The following is an 18,436-nucleotide window of genomic DNA, read 5'->3' as shown; positions in this document are numbered from 1 at the left end:
GTGGAGTTCGCGACGAATTCGAACCAAATTTTCTTGATAGTTCATTGAAGTTCTCCTCTAAACCATAGTCAAGGCTACAAAGATGACAGCTATGAGCATCGGGAGCCAAAGCCGTTTCGTTAAATCAATAGGATTAATTGAAGCTAATCCGCAAATAACGATAGCAACGCCTGAGATAGGGCTCATCGTTCTGCCTAAGGCGCCTGAAAGAGCCGCCATCATTCCAAGCGTTGGAATTTCCATTCCGAATTCTTTTGCGTGCGGTGTTACTGCTTCATTGAAAGCAAATGCGGCAGCGTCTCCGGAACCTGTGATGACGCCCATTACAAATGGACCGATCGATCCGCCCCAGCGAGCAATTTCATTAGATTGTTTAAGTACATTGATGAAAGCATCGATAAGACCGCATGTCTTTAGGCCCGCCGCAAAAACGCCTGCGGAAATGATGATGCCCAAAACTTGACCATAGCCTTTTCCCATTCCTGCGAAGAAATTCTTTGAAAAGGTTTGAGGATTGACTCTAGAAACTATCAGAGTGTAGATGGCGCCGATAACCATGGCTTGGGCAACACCAGTTTTCAGTGCTGGGACCCATAAGTTGCCGATGACCAGAATAGCAACTGGAATTAAAGGAGCCAGCGCTTTAAAGAGACTTATTTCTTGAATCGAAGTTCCTTCTTCAACCAACTTTTGTTCTTGTGTGCTGTTAGTTCCATAATCTTTCATAATCCAACACATGACAGTCACACCGATGACAGCAATTGCGCCACACACTAGTGTGTAATTCATGTGGACGCCTATGGTCTGCATGACGCTTAATCCTGAGATCTTCGCAACATAAGCATTGTGAGAGAGTCCGGGTGAGAGCATTGAACCAAAGGTTCCCGCTAAGATTGCTGCACCAGCGGCCTGAGGAGAGACTTTTGCTCTCAGGAGAAGCGGAATTAGAGTAGGACCAACCGCAGCTGCACACCCTGCAGCAGAAGGAATTGCAATACAGATGAAGTACGTAAGGGCAGTGGTGGCGGGGACGAGAAGGAAGCCAAATTTTGAAAGAGGTGCAGATAAAAGCTTAACTAAATGGACATCACACTCTGTCATCTGAATGACCATGGCAAAGCCCATCGAGGAGCAGATAGCAAGAATAAGGCCATTATTGGTCATCGACTTTGCAAATGCGTCTAGCGCGCCCATAGGCTGTAAAGAGATACAGGCCAAGAATAGACCTGCTGTTATTAATACCAGCTTAGTCTCATATCGTTTGATTAACGCCCAAACAGTAACGAGGACGACAGCTATTCCAATCCAAGCAGTGATTGACATAGATTTCTCCTTAAGATTTTATAAGCTGAATTTTTGACGCCTGCGTGGATTTCGGTAAGCCCAAAATATGCTACATTGTTTTTGCTATTACGGAACAGAATATGAAACGAGTTGATTTCATTGAAATTCTTTATTCATTTTTGTGTTTGGAAAAACATAGAAACTTTCAGTCAGCTGCTGAAGAGCTGAATGTGTCGAAGTCGACTTTGTCTCGTAGGATGACGATGTTGGAAAAAGAGCTGGGAGAAGTTATTTTCATCCGGGACTCTACTCCAATCGGATTGACCGAACATGGAACAAAGTTCCTAAGGGACGCTTTGCGCATTAAGAAGAAATACGAATTACTCAACGAACAGACAGAGAGCTCGTCAGCAAGTCCAAAAGGAACTGTTTATATCTCGGCACCTAGCGCAATTGGGAATGGACTTTTAATTGGATGGATAAAACAGTTTCAGGACATCTATCCGGAGATTATTATTGATTTAACACTGACGCTTGGCCCGGTAAGAATTCTTGCGCCGGAATGCGATATTCGAATCAACCACGGTTTGTTTCCTTGCGAACGGGTTCTTGCTAGGCCGCTAGGCTGCATGCTTCGAACTATGGTAGCTTCCGAAAAATATCTTTCTGAAAAAGGACTGCCTAAAACTCCTTTCGATTTGGAACAACATCATTTGCTAGGAGGTAATGACTTAATTGCAGATTCAAAACTTGTTTTGCGATCAAAAAACGAGGTGATTACAGTTCCGTATTACCCAAGGCTCAGGCTGAAAGATCATGTGGCCGCTCGTACGGCCGCAATATGCGGATTAGGAATTTCAGTACATGCATTTCAATACGATACTTGGGAATATGTTAGGAGAGGACAACTATGTGAAGTGCTTCCGGAGTGGAAACCAGAGCCGAGCCCGGTGTCTCTTCTGCTTCCCCAGAACAAAACCTTATCTTCGGCTTCACGGACTTTAGCGGATTTTATAGAGGAGAGATGGAAGTCACATCCTCATTTAACACATGACTAAGAAAAGAACAGCGATTATCCAGTGGCGTTGCTTTGTAGAGGCCGTAAGCTGCGGAAGTATGTTAAAGGCCTCAGAGGTTCTCCAGATGGAGGTTTCGGAAGTTAGTCAACAGATCAAGGCATTAGAAGAGACCTTGGGAGAGACGCTGCTTGAAAGAAACCAACGAGGAGTTCGTCCAACGTGGGCCGGTCAAAAGAGATTAAATGCAGCCAAAGAACTCATTCGTGTGGTTGAAGAAGTCTTTCGAAAAAAGACGGCAAAAAGAACAAGTTTGCGAGTTGCAGTTCCGGTATCTATTGGAAGATTGTTTTTGGATTGGATTGGACAATTCGAAAAGGAGTTGGGAGAGACCGCCTCCATTGAAGTTATCCAGTTTGTAGAAAACTCACCTTACGATTTATGGAGTTTCGATTTGTTCATCTGCAAAGATACACTGCCCAACGAAAGAATCATTGCGCGGACATTGGGAGGAGTAGAAAGAGGCATCTGTGCCTCTCCGAACCTCTTTAAGGACCGACGGCTTCCGAAATTTCCTGAAGAGCTTCTAGAGTTTCCTTTGGCCATGAGACAAGGAAAAGAAGAGTTGCTGAGTACAAATACCGAAAAAATGCGTATCAAAACCAGTCCGCAATTTTTGGTGAACTCTTCTTATGCTTTGATTGATACGGCAGTTTTAGGACATGCTGTAGCAGTCGGTGTTCCTCTGTGGGCGATCAAAGAGGAACTAGCCTCAGGAAAATTGATCAGGATTCTGCCGGAGTGGAAATTGGAGCCGACGGTAGTTTGGGGCGTATGGAAACCACAGGAAGGCAAAAATCCAATGACAAAGAAGTTGTACTCGTATTTTCAGGAGCGCTGGAGAACTGAGCCTGGATTAATAAACGATGGTACAGAAAGTCTTCAATCTGCCTACACTGGCTTTCATTGAGTTACTTATCTAGGAAAAGTTATTTTGAATGTGCGTGATATGGGCAATTTTGGTATGCGAATTAATATTAAAATTCGCAAATCAACTATTAAGGAACCGCTGTGAAGTTACCTACAAATATTGAGTTTCACAATAAATCAAAGATTATGAATATCTCCTACCCTGACGGAGATTACGAACTGACTTACGAATTCCTGCGTGTTTTTTCTCCTTCCGCAGATGTTCAAGGACATACTCCGGATCAAGCAAAACTTCAGGTCGGAAAGCGCGACGTGACTATTGTCGATGTCGCTCCAGTTGGAGAATACGCTCTGAAATTAACTTTCTCCGACGGCCATGATTCGGGCATCTACAGCTGGGAGTGGTTGGAAGATCTCGGTAAAAACAAAGAAGCTTTTTGGGCAGCTTATCTTGAAGATCTGAAGGCAGCAGGTGCCAGCCGTGACCCTAATGATCCGGCTAATGAACCATTCAAGGAAAAACCAAAATCTAAGTGCTCAGGCCATTAATCGATGAATAAAGAAGTTAACAGCCAAATGCCGGATAAAAAAACAAACGAACGCTTGACTGATTTTGGTTATCAGACCATTCCTGAAGAAGAAAAAGAGAGTCACGTAAAAGAAGTTTTCGATGAAGTGGCTCCTAAGTACGACATCATGAATGACGTGCTTTCCTTCGGCATGCATAGACTGTGGAAAAAATATACCGTTGACAAAGCTGCCGTTAAACCCGGCATGAATGTACTCGACATTGCCGGAGGAACCGGAGATCTCTCAATTGCTATGGCCGATAAAATCGGTGACGGAAAGCTCTGGCTTACGGATATTAATCTCAGCATGCTGAGAATCGGCAAGAAACGCATGAAGCAACATCATTTTGACGCCTTCTATACGACTTGCGATGCAGAGGCTCTTCCGTTCCCAGACGATTATTTTGACGTTATTACCGTTGCTTTCGGTTTGCGCAATATGACCCACAAAGACAAAGCATTAAAAGAAATGCTCAGAGTGTGTAAACCCGGTGGAAAAGTGATGGTTCTAGAGTTCTCCAAACCGGAAAAGTGGCTTGCTCCGTTTTACGACTTTTATTCTTTTAAATTAATGCCTTGGATTGCAGCTAAGATTACCGGTAAGGCAGAAAATTATCGTTACCTGGTTGAGTCGATCCGCATGCACCCCGATCAGCTCACTCTTGCTACAATCATGCAAAATGTCGGGATGAAAAATGTCTCCTGGACAAATTTAACTTTTGGAATTACAGCCCTCCATATTGGATATAAAGAAAAATCTTAATAAAGGAAATGGAATGAAAAAATTTCTTGCTGCTCTTCTGATTGGCCTCTCTCTGGTCACATTTACGCTGGATGCATCAGCAGCTCGCCTTGGCGGCGGTGCAAGCTTCGGCCGTTCTATGTCCGTGCCCAAAGCCTCTCCGTCTTTTCCAAAGGCAGCTCCTTCCACCGCAAAACGTCCGTCAGCTGCCCCTGCAGCCGGTGCAGCCGCAGCGGCTAAATCAGGCGGTCTCGGGCGCAGCCTCTTAATCGGTGCTGCTACAGCCCTCGGCTTTATGGCTCTTGCTAATATGCTTGGCCTCGGTGAAGGCTTCGCCCAGATTCTCATGTTCTTGGCTTTGGCGGCACTTGCTCTCTTCGCCTTCAGGTTCTTTGCTGCGAAGAAAGCTGCTTCCTCTGCGGGTAATTCGTCTCAGAATCCTACAAACATCTTCCAGCGCCCCTCTCAGCCTGAACCTTATTCGGCACCAGAGCCGATGCAGAAAGAAGCTTCTAATCCGTTCTCCGGAATGGCTTCAAGACCGGGTTCTGCTATGGATGAGTTCTCTGATTCTCCTTCCACAGGCGCTCAAAACTCCGACTCTTCTTTTGAAGTTCCTGCAGAATTCGATAAAGAGGCTTTCCTTCAGATGTCTACTTCTTACTTCAAGATGCTCCAAGGTGCTTGGGACAGCGGCGATATGGACAATCTGTCTAATTACTGTACGGACGATATGTTCATCGAGTTAACACATAGACGCCGTGAAATTAAGGGCGCTAACGTCACAATGATCCTGTCCTTGACACCGTCTCTGGCCGGGTTCGAAACAACTCCGACAGAGTACGTTGCTTCTGTTCTCTTCGAAGGCAAACTCAATGAAAACGGTGAGCCGACAGATGTCAAAGAAATTTGGAACCTTGTTAAACCTCGCGAAGGTAAATCCGGTTGGTTGTTAGCCGGCATTGAACAGGCCGAATAAGTTAAAAAATAAATAAATTTTCGTTGCCCACATTCAAATCTGGATGTGGGTTTCGTTTTTTTTGCAACAGACTTTCTTGCTTTTATGAACGTTGGGTAATTATTGGCTTGAATCTGACGTTTTTAAATTAAAATTATCCAATTAAACCTAAGTTTTTTCTCCTGTCGATTAAAGCCGGCAGTTTCCGTTCTTTTAAGGAAAAACAAAACTAATGAAATTAGCGATTTTTGTTGGTTTGTACTTGTTGTGTACTGTCGGCATCGGTTTGTATGCTGCCACCCGTGTTAAGAGTACAAGTGACTATGCGTTAGCAGGTCGCTCTCTTCCTCTGGTTATGGTGGTTACAGCCACATTTGCTACCTGGTTTGGAAGCGAGTCCGTGTTGGGGACTCCGGGCCAATTTATTAAAAATGGTCTGGAGGGAGTCGTTGAAGAGCCTGTTGGATCCAGTATGGCTTTGATTCTGGTCGGCGTTTTCTTTGCGAGAAAGCTTTATAAGATGAGCCTGCTGACGGTGGGCGACTTCTATAGACGCCGGTATGGGGTCTCGGTGGAACTTGTCTGTTCCATCTTTGTTGTGCTCTCCTACCTTGGCTGGGTCGCGGCTCAAGTGGCAGCTTTGGGTTTGGTTATGCACATCCTGACCGAAGGCTATATCAGCGTGAGCGTGGCAATGATTATTGGAACAATCGTGGTGCTTATCTACACGGTTTTCGGCGGTATGTGGTCTGTGGCTCTTACCGATTTCTTCCAGATGATCATTATCGTAATTGGCCTGGCCCTGGTGGCGGTTTTCGCTTCCAGCATGGCCGGCGGGGTCCAGAATGTCACGAGTTATGCTGTGGATCACGATTTGTTCAGGTTCTTTCCGGAAAATTCCGTAAAGGGCTGGCTCTTCTGGATTTCGGCTGCTATCACAATGATGATTGGCTCTATTCCGCAACAGGACGTGTTCCAGCGTGTTATGTCTGCGAAGACTGCAAGGATTGCGTGTATCGGTCCAATCATCGGCGGATCTTTCTATCTGGTTTTTGCTGCAATTCCAATGTTTATTGTTGTTGCTGCTTCCGTTGCCGTTCCTGATATGGCTGCAGGACTGATGAATACTGATCCTCAAGAGATTCTGCCGACCTTTATTAAAGAACACATGCCGCTGTGGCTGAGGATTCTGTTCTTTGGTGCTGTTCTTTCCGCAGTGATGTCCACAGCCTCGGCAACCATGCTCGCTCCGACCACAACTTTCGTGGAAAACGTTTTAAGAAACATTATCCCGTTGAGTGATAAGAGAGAGTTAAGGGCCATGAGAATCTCTTTGATTATCTTTGCGTTGGGTGTTTTGGCATACTCTCTCTCTATGGAAGGCACACCAATTTATGAATTGGCTGCGATGGCTTATCAGTTCCCGGTTATCGGGGCTTTCTGGCCGCTGACATTAGGTTTGTATTGGAAGCGTTCCACAACCTTCGGCTGCTGGTTCTCTATCTTCGTCGGTACTGTGGTTTGGTCTTACTTAACCTTCACCACGATGGGCGAAGAAATCCCTGCTTTGCTCGGCGGTTTTGTTGCTGCCGGTTTGGCACAGGTGGTTGGTTCCCTTATCCCAATGAAGATGAATAGAGAGTGTGTGAAGAACTGGGAAGAGAACAAAGACAAATATCTGTATGACGCTGCTGCGTAAGAAGGAAAATCAATGAATGTAGTTATCTTAGCCGCCGGCAAAGGCAAGAGAATGAATTCTTTTTTGCCTAAGGTTTTGCAAAGACTAGGCAATAAGCCGATGCTGGAATGGGTCTTAGATTCTGCCGAGACTCTTTTACAAGGACAGTCTCCTGTTGTTGTAATTGGTCACGGTGCTGAACAGGTAAGAGAATACTTTGCCGATCGTCCCGTTAAGTTTGCACTTCAGGCCGAGCAGAAAGGAACCGCTCACGCTGTTGCACAAGCGATTCCAAGCCTGGAAAACAATGAATCCGTATTGGTTCTTTACGGTGACGTCCCGCTCATTTCGCCGGCCACTTTGGAAGAATTTTCTAAACAGGCCGGAGACGAAGTGGGATTACTGACTGTTGAGCTTGATAATCCGACAGGTTACGGCCGAATCCTTAGAGATGAGACAGGTGAGGTCATCGGGATCGTTGAAGAAAAAGACGCCTCAGATGAGCAGCGAAAGATCAAAGAAGTCAATACCGGCATCATGATTATCCCGGGAGATAAGATCAAGGGATGGCTGTCTCAAGTTGGATGTACCAACAAGCAAAGCGAATACTACCTGACGGATTTAATCGGCTTTGCAGCTAAAGAAGGCGTCAAGATTCATACTCTCAAGACAAAAGATCATTGGGAGGTTGAGGGAGTCAACGACAAGACTCAGCTCCAACGTCTTGAAAGAGCTTTGCAGAGAAAACAAGCCGCGAAGTTAATGGCTCAAGGTGTCGGTTTGGCCGATGCTGAACGGATTGATATCAGAGGTTCTTTGACATGTGGAAAAGATGTTTTTATCGATGTCGGCTGTGTGTTTGAAGGAGATGTAGTTCTCGAAGACAATGTCCGGATCGGCCCCTACAGTGTCATTCGCTCTACAAAAATCTGTGCGGATACCGTCGTAGACGCATTCTCACACTTTGATAAAGCTGTGGTGGGAGAATCTGCGAAGATTGGTCCGTTTGCACGTCTTAGACCGGGTGCAGAACTATCAGAAGAGGTACATGTCGGTAACTTTGTGGAAATTAAGAAGAGCGTGATCGGTAAAGGAAGCAAGGTTAATCATCTTTCCTATATCGGCGACTGCGACATGGGTTCTAACGTCAATATTGGTGCAGGCACCATTACATGCAATTATGATGGCGTTAATAAATTCCGCACTGTCATTGAAGATGACTGTTTCATCGGCAGCGATACTCAATTAGTAGCGCCGGTAACGGTTCATAAACACTCCACTGTAGGCGCCGGAGCCACAGTGACCAGAGATGTGCCGGAAGATTGTTTATTTGTCCGCAGAGCGAAGCCTGTGACAATTCCAGGTTGGCCGAGACCAACCAAAAAATAAAGATTTGGAGAGTTAAAGAATATGTGCGGTATTGTCGCAGCAAGCAGTAAAAGAGATGTCGTTCCAATCCTCACGGAGGGATTGAGACGTTTAGAGTATCGCGGCTATGACTCCTGCGGTATTGCTATTGTTGACGAGAGTAAGCTTAAAAGAACTCGAACAGTAAAAAGAGTTAATGCACTAATTGAACAGACTAAGATTGAAAATCTTAGCGGTCTCACCGGTATTGCTCATACTAGATGGGCAACTCATGGTGCGCCGGAAATCTGCAATACCCATCCTCATTTTTCTCACAATATGATGGCTGTAGTTCATAACGGCATCATCGAGAACTATGAGGAAATCAGAGAAGAACTGATCGAAAAAGGCTATGAATTCTTAAGTCAAACAGATACTGAAGTTATTGTTCACTTAGTCCACAGCCTCTACGAAGGAGACCTTCTTAAAGCCGTTGAAAAGGCAGTCCAGCGTCTTAGAGGTGCTTATGCCATCGCTCTCACTTGCATTAAGGAACCCAACCGAGTGGTTGCTACGAAGAAAGCCGCTCCGTTAGTGGCTGCTCTAGGAGAAGGCGAAAACTTTGTTGCCTCTGACCCAATCGCATTGGCAGGCGTGACAGACAAATTCATTTATCTTGAAGACGGCGATGTAGTTGACGTTACTCCGGAAAAAGTTGTCATTTGGCATAAAGAAGGAGAAGAATACAAAACCATCGAACGTCCGGTTTCCATCATTCACGAGTTTTCTTCTGAAATTTCTCTCGGCAATTACAACCACTACATGCAAAAAGAAATTTTTGAACAGCCGAGAGCCATTGCCGATACTTTAGAAGGCGTGCAAGGTATTACCGGGGCCATTTTCGGCTTTGAAGCTCCGGAAATGTTCAAGAGACTCAAGAGAGTTTTGATTATTGCCTGCGGTACCAGCTATTACGCCGGCATGATCGGAAAGTATTGGATTGAATCTATTGCAAAGGTTCCGGTTGACGTTGAAATCGCCAGCGAATACCGGTACAGAGAATCCGTTCCCGATCTCGACACGCTCGTGCTGACTATTTCTCAGTCGGGGGAGACTGCAGACACGCTTGCTGCTTTGAGACATGCTCAAGATCTCGGCATGGATATGACCATGACCATTTGCAATGTAGCTACGAGCGCAATGGTCAAGGAAACGAAGGCTCACTACATTACCAGAGCCGGTGTTGAAATCGGCGTTGCTTCTACAAAGGCTTTTACTACCCAGTTGGCAGCTCTTTATTTGCTGGCTCTTGCCATTTGCAAGGAAAAAGGCAGACTTACCCCGGAAAGAGAAGAGCAGGCCATTAGAGAGCTCCGTCATTTGCCGAAGAGCATGGACGTTGTTCTTAAACAAGAACCGGAAATTAAGACGTGGGCTGAGCTTTTTGCTGATAAGAACAATGCATTGTTCCTCGGCCGCGGTGCTCATTACCCAATCGCTTTGGAAGGTGCTCTCAAGCTCAAAGAAATCAGCTACATCCACGCTGAAGGATATCCTGCAGGTGAATTAAAGCACGGACCCTTAGCTTTAGTAGACGGTAATATGCCCGTCGTTACAGTTGCTCCGAATGATGAATTGATCGAGAAGCTTAAGAGCAATATGCAGGAAGTCAGAGCCAGAAAGGGTGTGCTTTTTGTATTCTCTGATGCGGACTCCAATATCGAGCCGTCCGACGGAATCCATGTGATAAAGCTACCGGAAAACTACGGTGACTTATCTCCTATTCTTCATGTCCTTCCTTTGCAGCTTCTTGCTTACCACACCGCATTAGTAAGAGGTACCGATGTCGATAAGCCAAGGAACCTTGCTAAGAGCGTTACTGTGGAATAGCTCAGACGTCCATATAGGGACGCTTCGGCGGCTCTATATGGAGTAATAAAAGGTGGTGGTTCAGCTATTATGGGACGAGGTAGGATGTTAGTTAATTAGGAAAATCATAAGGAGGGTTAAAAACTAGTCATCAAATTGCTCCTTAATCTTGTACAAATTATGATAATACCTACCTTTTTAGATAACTGTTGATTTCTCTCTCCTGTCGGTTGGGCAACTAGCAGATAGATCGGGTGTTAGTTCCGCAACCATCCGTCGCTGGTGCAGTGCTGGTAAATTATCTGAGACTCTGCGCACTGTTGGAAATCATCGACATTTTTCCTCTTCTTCCTGCTCTCATTTGAGAAAACCAAAAGAGCGCCGGGATATCAGTTAAGTCCGAGTCTGCAGCCACGATCAAAAATCAGATCTTTAATCTCAAAGTCAACGCTTCAAAGACAATGGGTTCGATGAAGTTATTTCTGAACTAGGTTCAGGATTAAGCTATAAGAATCCAGGATTGAAGAAGCTGCTGGAAGCCACTTGGAGCGGTACCGTAAGCTCTCTTACTTTGACTCATGTCGAACGCCTTTTACGGTTCGGAAAGGAATTAATCTTCTACTTGTAGCTGAGATATGCGATTTTGGAAGCCAGAGGCAGGCAACTTCTCGCTACTACGTAAAATATATGCTCACACTATACCCTTGAGGCCGACAGACTGCCTACATCAAATAAACTGGTATGCAGAATTCTTTCTTCTGGACTGCTTTTATTGCCAGTTGGTAAGGTCAGTGACTAGCCACTGGATATTTCTTGCTTTTGGGCTTATTTCTAATATTTCTCCTGAATCCCAGCCTCAAATAAGGAGAAAAAATGAATCAAATATCAATCATTAAGGTGGCAGTTACATGTGCGCTGGCAGGTGTCTGTTTAAGCGGATTTGCCCAAGATCATGAGTTAACGACAGATGTTGTCGTGGTTGGCGGCGGAATATCAGGATTAAGTTCCGCTATGTCCGTTCTCGATCACGGAGGTAAGGTGGTGGTTTTAGAAAAGCTTCCGGGACTGGGCGGCGCAGGGAACTATTTCGAAGGGGCTTTCGCAGCTGACTCCGACTACAAGAGAAGAAATGGACTGACTGAGCCGACAGCAGATCAAGTGTACAAGGATGTCGTCAGGTTCTATAACTATAGAATCAATGCCGTAGTTCTTCGGACTTTGATCAATGAGAGCGGTCCTGCAATGGACTGGATCGAGACAAAAGGCTACAAGTTCAAGCTGAATAAACGTGGCAAAAAAGATCGCCACATGGCTCCGGACGGCTTTGGTGCTGGGTTTATAAAGCTTTTCTACCGTGATATTGAGAAGAACGGAGGAACTATTCTCTTAGAGACCCCAGCGCAGAAACTTATTCAAAATGAAAAAGGTGAGGTTGTAGGGGTAGAAGCTAAAAACCATAAAGGCGAAAAAGTTACTGTACGAGCCAAAGCAGTTATTCTTGCCACTGGAGGTTTCCCAGGTAATCAGGAAATGCTTAAGAAATATGTTCCGGACATTGGCAAAGAAGGTATGGCCAGAATCATGCTGCGCGGTCCGGGGATTGAAGGACGAACCGGTGACGGTATAAACATGGCTAAGGAAATTGGTGCTGATTTAGCTGGTATGGATACGATTGCAGGAAACAGCCCATATCTTGAATATGAACCTGTCATCTTCCAATTTAATGGCCCTCAATGGCTTAAAGAATCTAGAGCAGCTTTGAGTCAGCCATTCTTGTGGGTCAACAAATTTGGACAGCGTTTTTACAACGAAGGCAATGGTCGTTATTGGAACGACAATCACAATGCGATGACTGCAAATGGCGGAGTGATGTTCTCTATTTTTGATGAGAACATGAAGAATAAGCTCATTAAAGAGGGCCCTTTAACCGACTTCAATCAGATTGTTATCAGAGGCGAACCGATGACCGCTTTGGATGAAGGGCTGGAAAGAGGTATTAAAGCTGGTTACGCCTTTAAGGCAGACACAATCGAAGAATTGGCAGAAAAGATTGGAGTACCAGTCCAAAACCTTGTGGAGACGGTTAAAGATATCAACGCGGCGGCAGATGCCGGAGAAGATAAATTATTGGGCAGGCCTAAACAATTTTTGTTTAAGTTCTCTGACAAAGGTCCTTACTATGCCATGCGAGGACTTAGAGCCTTCTTCCAGACCTTGGGCGGTGTGCGTATGAATTCGAAGATGCAGGCCATGGATAAGAAAGGCAACGTTATTCCTGGCCTATACGCAGTGGGAATGGATATGGGTGGTCTGTACGACACTAGTTACGATATCAAGTATCCGGGATTTACAAGTGGTTTTGGTATGACCGGCGGTTTAATCGCAGGCAGGGATGCAATGCGTTTAGTCAAGGAATCTAAAAAATAATCTCAGGAGATAACAATGTCGAATAACAAATTCAAAGTTCTCTTTCTTGCCTTCGTGTTTGCCGGTTCTTCCATGGTTAGCGCTCAAGGTCTTTCCTCGATGAAAGCACACGATAAACTTGGAGTTACCTGTGAACAATGTCATGGAACTAAAGCCCCTATGGCAGCTCCGGATGAGAAGCAGTGTTTGGCCTGTCACGCCAATAGCGGAGGACATTATCGCGGAACAAAATTAGACGCTTCCGGATTTGGCGTTCCAAAAGTCTATATGGAAAGCGGACGTGAACGTCCCGCTGCTATTCATGACAGTCATTCCGGCCCCGTTAGATGCACTGTATGTCATACAGCTCATAAGGCACCTCCCAAAATGTACTGCAATAACTGTCACTCATTTGATGTAAAGACGAAATAGATGACCCTTGAGGAGCTCTGCTCCTCAAGCAGTACAAGGAGAAAAACATGACCAAAGCTAAGTTAATAACTAAGATGCTCGGCCTCATGCTGCTTCCAACATGTTTATATGCATCGGAAGTGGAAGTCTATGGTGTGATTGATACTGGGATAGCTGTTTCTAGAGTGGACGGGCAAACCAGGGTTTACCAAGAAACAGGTTTTATGAGGCCGAGCCGTTTTGGTTTTAAAGGCCGTGAAGATTTGGGTAACGGGCGTGCCGTCAGTTTTATCTTAGAGCAAGGATTCGAGTCGAATAACGGAGCAGCGAGTCAAGGCGACAAATACGCCTTCGGGCGAGAAGCTAACTTGAACTATGAAAATGATTTTGGAAAGTTTGGGTTGGGAAGAATCGGAAACTTTATGTCAGGTATGGGGTCTTGGGATCCATGGGGACCGAATTCCGGACCTTTTGCCACGGGCTGGGGTATTGCTGCTTCTGGTTCCACAATGTCAGACTATTTAAGGATGAATAACACTTTTGCTTGGAAGTCTCCCAAACTAAATGGCTGGCAGTTAATGGCTCAATATTCTCTTGATGTGCTAGGCACAGAAGCGGCAACGTTTGCTGATAATACCCGATACCTTTCCGGGGGTATGGCCTATATGGAAAAAGGTTTGAACTTTTTAGTTCTTGCCGGCTGGAGAATGAATCCGACGGTTGGAGGTAAAGGTTACGAAGACGGACAAACGTATGGTGTTGCGGTTAATAAGCAGTTCTCCGGATTTAAGCCGTACTTTGCGTTTCAATATGCGAAGAATTCTTTGTCTGTCGGCAAAAAGCCGCTGGCTGTTTTTAAGGCCGTTGAGGCAACCGGGGCCAATACAAAAGGAATTGACGGTTTTGCAGTAGTGACCGGATCGGATATAAGTCTTTTCGGTGGTACTTTTAAGCTCGCAGTCCAATATTTCCATGGACGCAATAAAGGTGCAGAAAACAGAGATAAGCTTCGACGATTGATATTTTCGGTAGGGCAAGAGTATCTGCTGTCTAAGAGAACCGCTTTGTACGGAGGAGTCAATTGGGGCAAGTCTACGAAGAAGGTATTCAATAGCGAAGACAACGTCTGCGCTATGGAATTCTTCAGCGGAATCAAGCATAGTTTTTAGCTTTCTACTCGTCCTTCAAAGAGTCTGCTGCTCTACTTTTCTTCAAAGGCTTCAGGAAAGAGGTAGAGAATTTCTTCCCGAAGCTTTTTAAGACCTTTTTCGAAATCCTCCTTTGTAAGTGAAGGAGGATTCAGCATAATATGCGAGGAATCCGCAGAATCGTAGAAAAATCCCGGATTAAAAGAGATACCTTTTCTCGATTCAAACAGTACCTTTGTATCGATAGGAGGTTTAAACTTAATCCAGAAGCACCATCCGCTGGCTTTACGGTTCCAATTCGCTATATCTCCTAGATACTTTTGGATTAATGAGTTATTCGTGTAGGTATCTTCTCTTAGCTTCTCTCGTACGGCAGCGTGATAATTTTGCAGCTCCCTGGTTTGAAGAAGACGCTGCAGAATGGTTTGAGAAAACGTATCTAAAGAACGGAAGCGTTTTTCCTTGATGTCTTCTAATCGCAGAATTACAGGTTTGGGAGCCACAATCCAAGCCAGCCAAGTTCCAGCCGCCATTCCTCTTGGAAAAGCTCCAATCTGTATGGTGCCTTCAAAGTATTCTTTACGAAATAAAGAATTGGGGGCGTCTCTTTCTAGATTGTAGGCCTCCAGCATGCAATTATCGATGATTGGGATATTGTGGGTCTTACAAACATTGAGAATCTTGTCTCTGCGGCTTTTGCTCAGAGAAACATTCGTTGGGGGAGTACAGCTGGACCAAATGAAGAGCACCGAGTCGTTTTTGGGATTTCCTTTTTTCATTAAAGAGTCAACAACAATTCCCTCTGAGTCGCTTGGCAGAGGATGTAGCTGGGCCCCGTACGATTCTAAAAAGCCAAAATAATTGATATCACTAGGTGTGGAGTAGTAAAGGTGGACGCCGGAAGCTAGAAGTAATTCAGAGACGAAAGAAATTGCTTGAACAGGACTAGCAACCAAAAGAAGTTCTTCTCGAGTGCAGGTTACACCGTGCTCGGCGAGATACTCTAACATTGAATCTTGAAGCGACTCTATGCCATGAATGTAGTCTCTCTTTAAGTCTGATGGATCGCCGATAATCGCTTTGATTTGCTGAAGTGTTTTTAAGTTTTTTTCGCACTCTTTGAATTCAGAAGATAGACTCAGACGAGAGAGATTAATTTCCGCATTGTCAATGCGGCTGCTCTTTTGGATATTGCAATATCGATGTCCCGAGCGACGGAAATAGACATTCCATTGAACGCCTTTGGTAGAAAGGTCGGAGACGACCGCCTGATTTCTTTCCTGAATATCAATAAGCCCTGCATCGGCCATTTCAGTCATGGCTTTTACTATGGTTGCGCGTGACAGGCCGAGAAGCTTGGCTAACTGCCGTTGAGATGGGAGAACTTCTCCTTTTCTAAGCTCACCGCAAGCAACCGAAGCTCGGACTAGATTCACTAGTTGCTTATAAATCGGTACTGTACTGTTGGGATCGATTTTCCATGAGATCATCAGGTGTCCTCAGGCTATTTTCGGAAAATTATGGCTTCTATCCCAAAAAAAGAAAAGGCGGATAAGCAAAAACGAGGAGCCAAGATTTTGTCTTGAATCCTCGTTTTAGAAGTAGTTTAGGTTTTTCTAAGAACCAGCCATGAACGTTCTGACACCGGAACCCATAAATTGAACACCAATACAAATCAGCAAGAAACCCATTAACTTAGTGAGTACCTGGGTGCCCGAGGGTCCAAGTTTGCTTGAAATATACTCTGAACACCGAAGAACAATCCAAGTAATAAAAGCGCAGGCCAGAATAGAGACGCCGGTCATAAAGAAAGCTCCGGCCATATCAATCCAGTTCGGCAATTCCGCAATTTCGGAAGCAATACCGATGACAACGGCGATGGTACCTGGTCCGCTTATTCCCGGCATAGCTAAAGGGAAGAAGGAGTAGTCCGTTTTGTCTCTTCTGACAACCGGAGCTCCTTGTTGGTCTCTGCTGCCAAACAGCATTTGATAGCCAATCAGACCTACTACAAAGCCGCCGGAGATACGCAGCGCGCCATAGGAGATGCCGAAAAATACCAAGAGAAGGTTGCCCGCCGCAAGACTGACGAGCATGATTGCTGCCGCGTAATAACATGCCCAGTTTGCTTGCTTCTTGCGCTCAGCAATGGACATGCCTTGGGTCAAACTGATATAGAGAGGGATCTTAGATAGAGGATTTGTAATAACAATCAGTGAGACAAATCCTCCAAACAAATATTGAAGGTATAGAGATTCAACCATGGCTATGGTGTCGCGGGTAGAAACTGATTCTAACTAAGGACCTGAAGTTACGATTCACTGACTATAAAGCAATTAATCCGGTTTTGCACTAATTCTTTTTCTGATATGAGTCTTGATAATTTCAGCACTTTCGGCAACATCCCGAGCAATCATGGCATCATCGGACTCAAAGCCCGGAAGGCAGAGAGCTTTTAAGTATATGTTGTTCTTCAACATTTCAATATAAATTCGAGCAATGCCTTTAAGTTCTTCAAAATCAAGAGCAATATGGTTCTCCAGTACCTTGGCAAAACAGCTGTAGCTGAGAAGGGCCCCTTGCTCGTAATACCATTTGCCGATATCTGGAAATCTAGCGCTCTCTGAATAAATCAGCCTGGCTGCGCCTATAGCTCGTCTCGAGAGAATTCCCTTAAGAAATATATTTCCAAAAACAACAAGTTCTTCTTCCCAGGTTCTCTTTTCGTCGTACTGTTCAGCGTATTCCGAGTAGAGCTCTTCAACCATGGATTCAAGGGCAGCTAAAAAGAGTCCTTGCTTGGAGCCGTAAGTTTTATAGATCGTTGTTCTGGACCCGCCTGATATTTTCAGAATTTTATCGAGAGAAGTTCCCTCATATCCGTTAGCAATGAAGACATCAATCGCCGATTCCAAGATGGCTTTTTGGCGTTGCTTCCCTTTTTTTGTCGGTAATGCTGGCATGAGTTTGTTAAAAATTGATCTCTAAGAATGAACAGTACTACAAAAATTATAAAATATTCTGTACTGTACGATACAGTATTAAAAATTGTTGAGGAAAAAAACAAATGAAAAGAAGAGCTCTGTTAGGAACAATGACGGCGGGACTTGTTGCTCCTATGCTTTGTGGGAAAGCATTTGCGCAGTCGTCAAACGGTATTAAGTTGGTGATCCCATTTCCTGCCGGCGGCGGCGGAGATGTTTTAGGCAGAAGCCCGTTAGACGCATTGTCCAGAAATCTCGGAAAGGATATTTGGGTTCTCAACAGACCGGGTGCCGGCGGAAATATTGGTACTTCTTACCTTATTGACGAGCCTCAGAAAGACGCCAGCTTCGGTTATGTCACCAATGGCATTATGTGCGTCAACCGTTATCTTTATAACAATATGAAGTTTGATCCGCTTACCGATCTTGAACCGGTGGGCCAGATTTCTAAGGTTGGGCTTGTGATGGTTCTTAATACCAAAGCTATTCCCGGCGTCGAGGATTACGAATCCTTGGTTAAATACAGTAAATCTCATCCGGGAGAAATGTTCTTTGCTTCATCCGGTGTCGGTACTACGAGCCATCTCGCCGGGCAGTTCTTTGCTATGCAGACTGGTTTAAACCTTACTCATGTACCTCACGCCGGCGGTGCAGCAGCTATGGTAGAAGTGTTAGCTGGAAGAATTCCATTCATGATCGATGTGGCAGCTAATGCGTTGCCTCATGTTAAGAAGGGCTCTTTAAAGGCAATCGCCGTCACAACCGGAGAAAGGTTAGAGAGCTTGCCAAATATTCCGACTATGAAAGAAATCGGCCTTAAAGATTATGAACTTTGTGCTTGGGATGGTTATGTGGTTCCAAAGGGTGCTCCAAAAGAACTCAAGGATCAGCTTTCCAAGGCGCTGGTAAAGTGCAGAAGCGACCAAAAGGTCATTGAAAGAATCAAGATGCTTGGTGCACAACCGGTTCTTTCTGATGGTGCTGAATTTGCTGAATTTATTAAGGCCGAAGCTCAGAAATGGAAAACCTTGGCTGAGTCGATTTCCCAGGCTAAGTAATTTTCCGATTTAAATTTTGGAAATGATGAGTTGATC

The 18,436-nt window shown here is 44.9% G+C and carries 17 protein-coding genes; 13 read left to right on the top strand and 4 right to left on the bottom strand.

Translation table 11 applies throughout. The features are described from left to right. Positions 1 to 57 precede the first annotated feature (57 nt). Entirely contained in the window at positions 58 to 1,323 is a 1,266-nt protein-coding gene (gene dcuC / locus ADH67_RS03775) for a C4-dicarboxylate transporter DcuC (RefSeq protein ID WP_066594743.1), read from the bottom strand. A gap of 101 nt (positions 1,324 to 1,424) precedes the next feature. Here dcuC and ADH67_RS03770 point away from each other — a divergent pair, with 101 nt between their 5' ends. From ADH67_RS03770 to ADH67_RS03715, 12 genes are all read left to right on the top strand, one after another. Further along, positions 1,425 to 2,342, top strand: coding sequence for a LysR family transcriptional regulator (locus ADH67_RS03770; RefSeq protein WP_066594745.1), 918 nt, complete (start codon positions 1,425 to 1,427; stop codon positions 2,340 to 2,342). Next, on the top strand, positions 2,335 to 3,270 hold the full coding sequence (locus tag ADH67_RS03765; protein WP_066594748.1) for a LysR family transcriptional regulator: 936 nt from the start codon (positions 2,335 to 2,337) through the stop codon (positions 3,268 to 3,270). The genes ADH67_RS03770 and ADH67_RS03765 overlap by 8 nt, the downstream gene beginning before the upstream one ends. A 101-nt stretch (positions 3,271 to 3,371) precedes the next feature. Then, entirely contained in the window at positions 3,372 to 3,779 is a 408-nt protein-coding gene (locus ADH67_RS03760) for a gamma-butyrobetaine hydroxylase family protein (RefSeq protein WP_066594750.1), read from the top strand. A 3-nt stretch (positions 3,780 to 3,782) separates the two neighbouring features. Then, positions 3,783 to 4,562 (top strand): bifunctional demethylmenaquinone methyltransferase/2-methoxy-6-polyprenyl-1,4-benzoquinol methylase UbiE, encoded by a 780-nt coding sequence (gene ubiE, locus ADH67_RS03755; RefSeq protein ID WP_236578402.1) that lies wholly within the window; start codon positions 3,783 to 3,785, stop codon positions 4,560 to 4,562. Positions 4,563 to 4,575: 13 nt separating this feature from the next. Continuing rightward, positions 4,576 to 5,520: a Tim44 domain-containing protein gene (locus ADH67_RS03750; RefSeq protein ID WP_066594752.1), complete on the top strand. Its 945-nt coding sequence runs from the start codon at positions 4,576 to 4,578 to the stop codon at positions 5,518 to 5,520. A 211-nt stretch (positions 5,521 to 5,731) separates the two neighbouring features. After that, positions 5,732 to 7,198: a high affinity choline transporter 1 gene (locus ADH67_RS03745; protein ID WP_066594754.1), complete on the top strand. Its 1,467-nt coding sequence runs from the start codon at positions 5,732 to 5,734 to the stop codon at positions 7,196 to 7,198. A 12-nt stretch (positions 7,199 to 7,210) separates the two neighbouring features. Then, positions 7,211 to 8,566, top strand: coding sequence for a bifunctional UDP-N-acetylglucosamine diphosphorylase/glucosamine-1-phosphate N-acetyltransferase GlmU (glmU, locus tag ADH67_RS03740; RefSeq protein ID WP_066594756.1), 1,356 nt, complete (start codon positions 7,211 to 7,213; stop codon positions 8,564 to 8,566). 21 nt (positions 8,567 to 8,587) lie between these two features. After that, positions 8,588 to 10,414: a glutamine--fructose-6-phosphate transaminase (isomerizing) gene (gene glmS / locus ADH67_RS03735; protein ID WP_066594757.1), complete on the top strand. Its 1,827-nt coding sequence runs from the start codon at positions 8,588 to 8,590 to the stop codon at positions 10,412 to 10,414. Between the two features lie 181 nt (positions 10,415 to 10,595). Further along, on the top strand, positions 10,596 to 10,790 hold the full coding sequence (locus tag ADH67_RS13760) for a MerR family transcriptional regulator (protein WP_084081627.1): 195 nt from the start codon (positions 10,596 to 10,598) through the stop codon (positions 10,788 to 10,790). 476 nt (positions 10,791 to 11,266) lie between these two features. Next, positions 11,267 to 12,820, top strand: a complete 1,554-nt coding sequence (locus tag ADH67_RS03725; protein ID WP_066594758.1) for an FAD-dependent oxidoreductase — start codon at positions 11,267 to 11,269, stop codon at positions 12,818 to 12,820. Between the two features lie 15 nt (positions 12,821 to 12,835). Beyond that, entirely contained in the window at positions 12,836 to 13,231 is a 396-nt protein-coding gene (locus tag ADH67_RS03720) for a cytochrome c3 family protein (protein ID WP_066594759.1), read from the top strand. A gap of 47 nt (positions 13,232 to 13,278) precedes the next feature. Further along, entirely contained in the window at positions 13,279 to 14,379 is a 1,101-nt protein-coding gene (locus tag ADH67_RS03715; RefSeq protein WP_066594760.1) for a porin, read from the top strand. Positions 14,380 to 14,411: 32 nt separating this feature from the next. Here ADH67_RS03715 and ADH67_RS03710 read toward each other — a convergent pair whose 3' ends face one another. The 3 genes from ADH67_RS03710 to ADH67_RS03700 form a co-directional block, all read right to left on the bottom strand. Next, positions 14,412 to 15,848 (bottom strand): GntR family transcriptional regulator, encoded by a 1,437-nt coding sequence (locus ADH67_RS03710; protein ID WP_066594762.1) that lies wholly within the window; start codon positions 15,846 to 15,848, stop codon positions 14,412 to 14,414. Between the two features lie 126 nt (positions 15,849 to 15,974). Continuing rightward, positions 15,975 to 16,622: a MarC family NAAT transporter gene (locus tag ADH67_RS03705; protein WP_066594764.1), complete on the bottom strand. Its 648-nt coding sequence runs from the start codon at positions 16,620 to 16,622 to the stop codon at positions 15,975 to 15,977. 72 nt (positions 16,623 to 16,694) lie between these two features. After that, positions 16,695 to 17,321, bottom strand: coding sequence for a TetR/AcrR family transcriptional regulator (locus ADH67_RS03700; RefSeq protein WP_066594766.1), 627 nt, complete (start codon positions 17,319 to 17,321; stop codon positions 16,695 to 16,697). A 104-nt stretch (positions 17,322 to 17,425) separates the two neighbouring features. Between ADH67_RS03700 and ADH67_RS03695 the strand changes: the two genes are divergently transcribed. Next, positions 17,426 to 18,400 (top strand): Bug family tripartite tricarboxylate transporter substrate binding protein, encoded by a 975-nt coding sequence (locus tag ADH67_RS03695; protein WP_066594767.1) that lies wholly within the window; start codon positions 17,426 to 17,428, stop codon positions 18,398 to 18,400. The last annotated feature ends 36 nt before the right edge of the window (positions 18,401 to 18,436 follow it).

Source organism: Turicimonas muris, assembly GCF_002221595.1.
In the GTDB taxonomy this organism is placed as follows: Bacteria; Pseudomonadota; Gammaproteobacteria; order Burkholderiales; family Burkholderiaceae_F; genus Turicimonas; species Turicimonas muris.
This window is presented reverse-complemented; position numbering and strand designations above follow the sequence as displayed.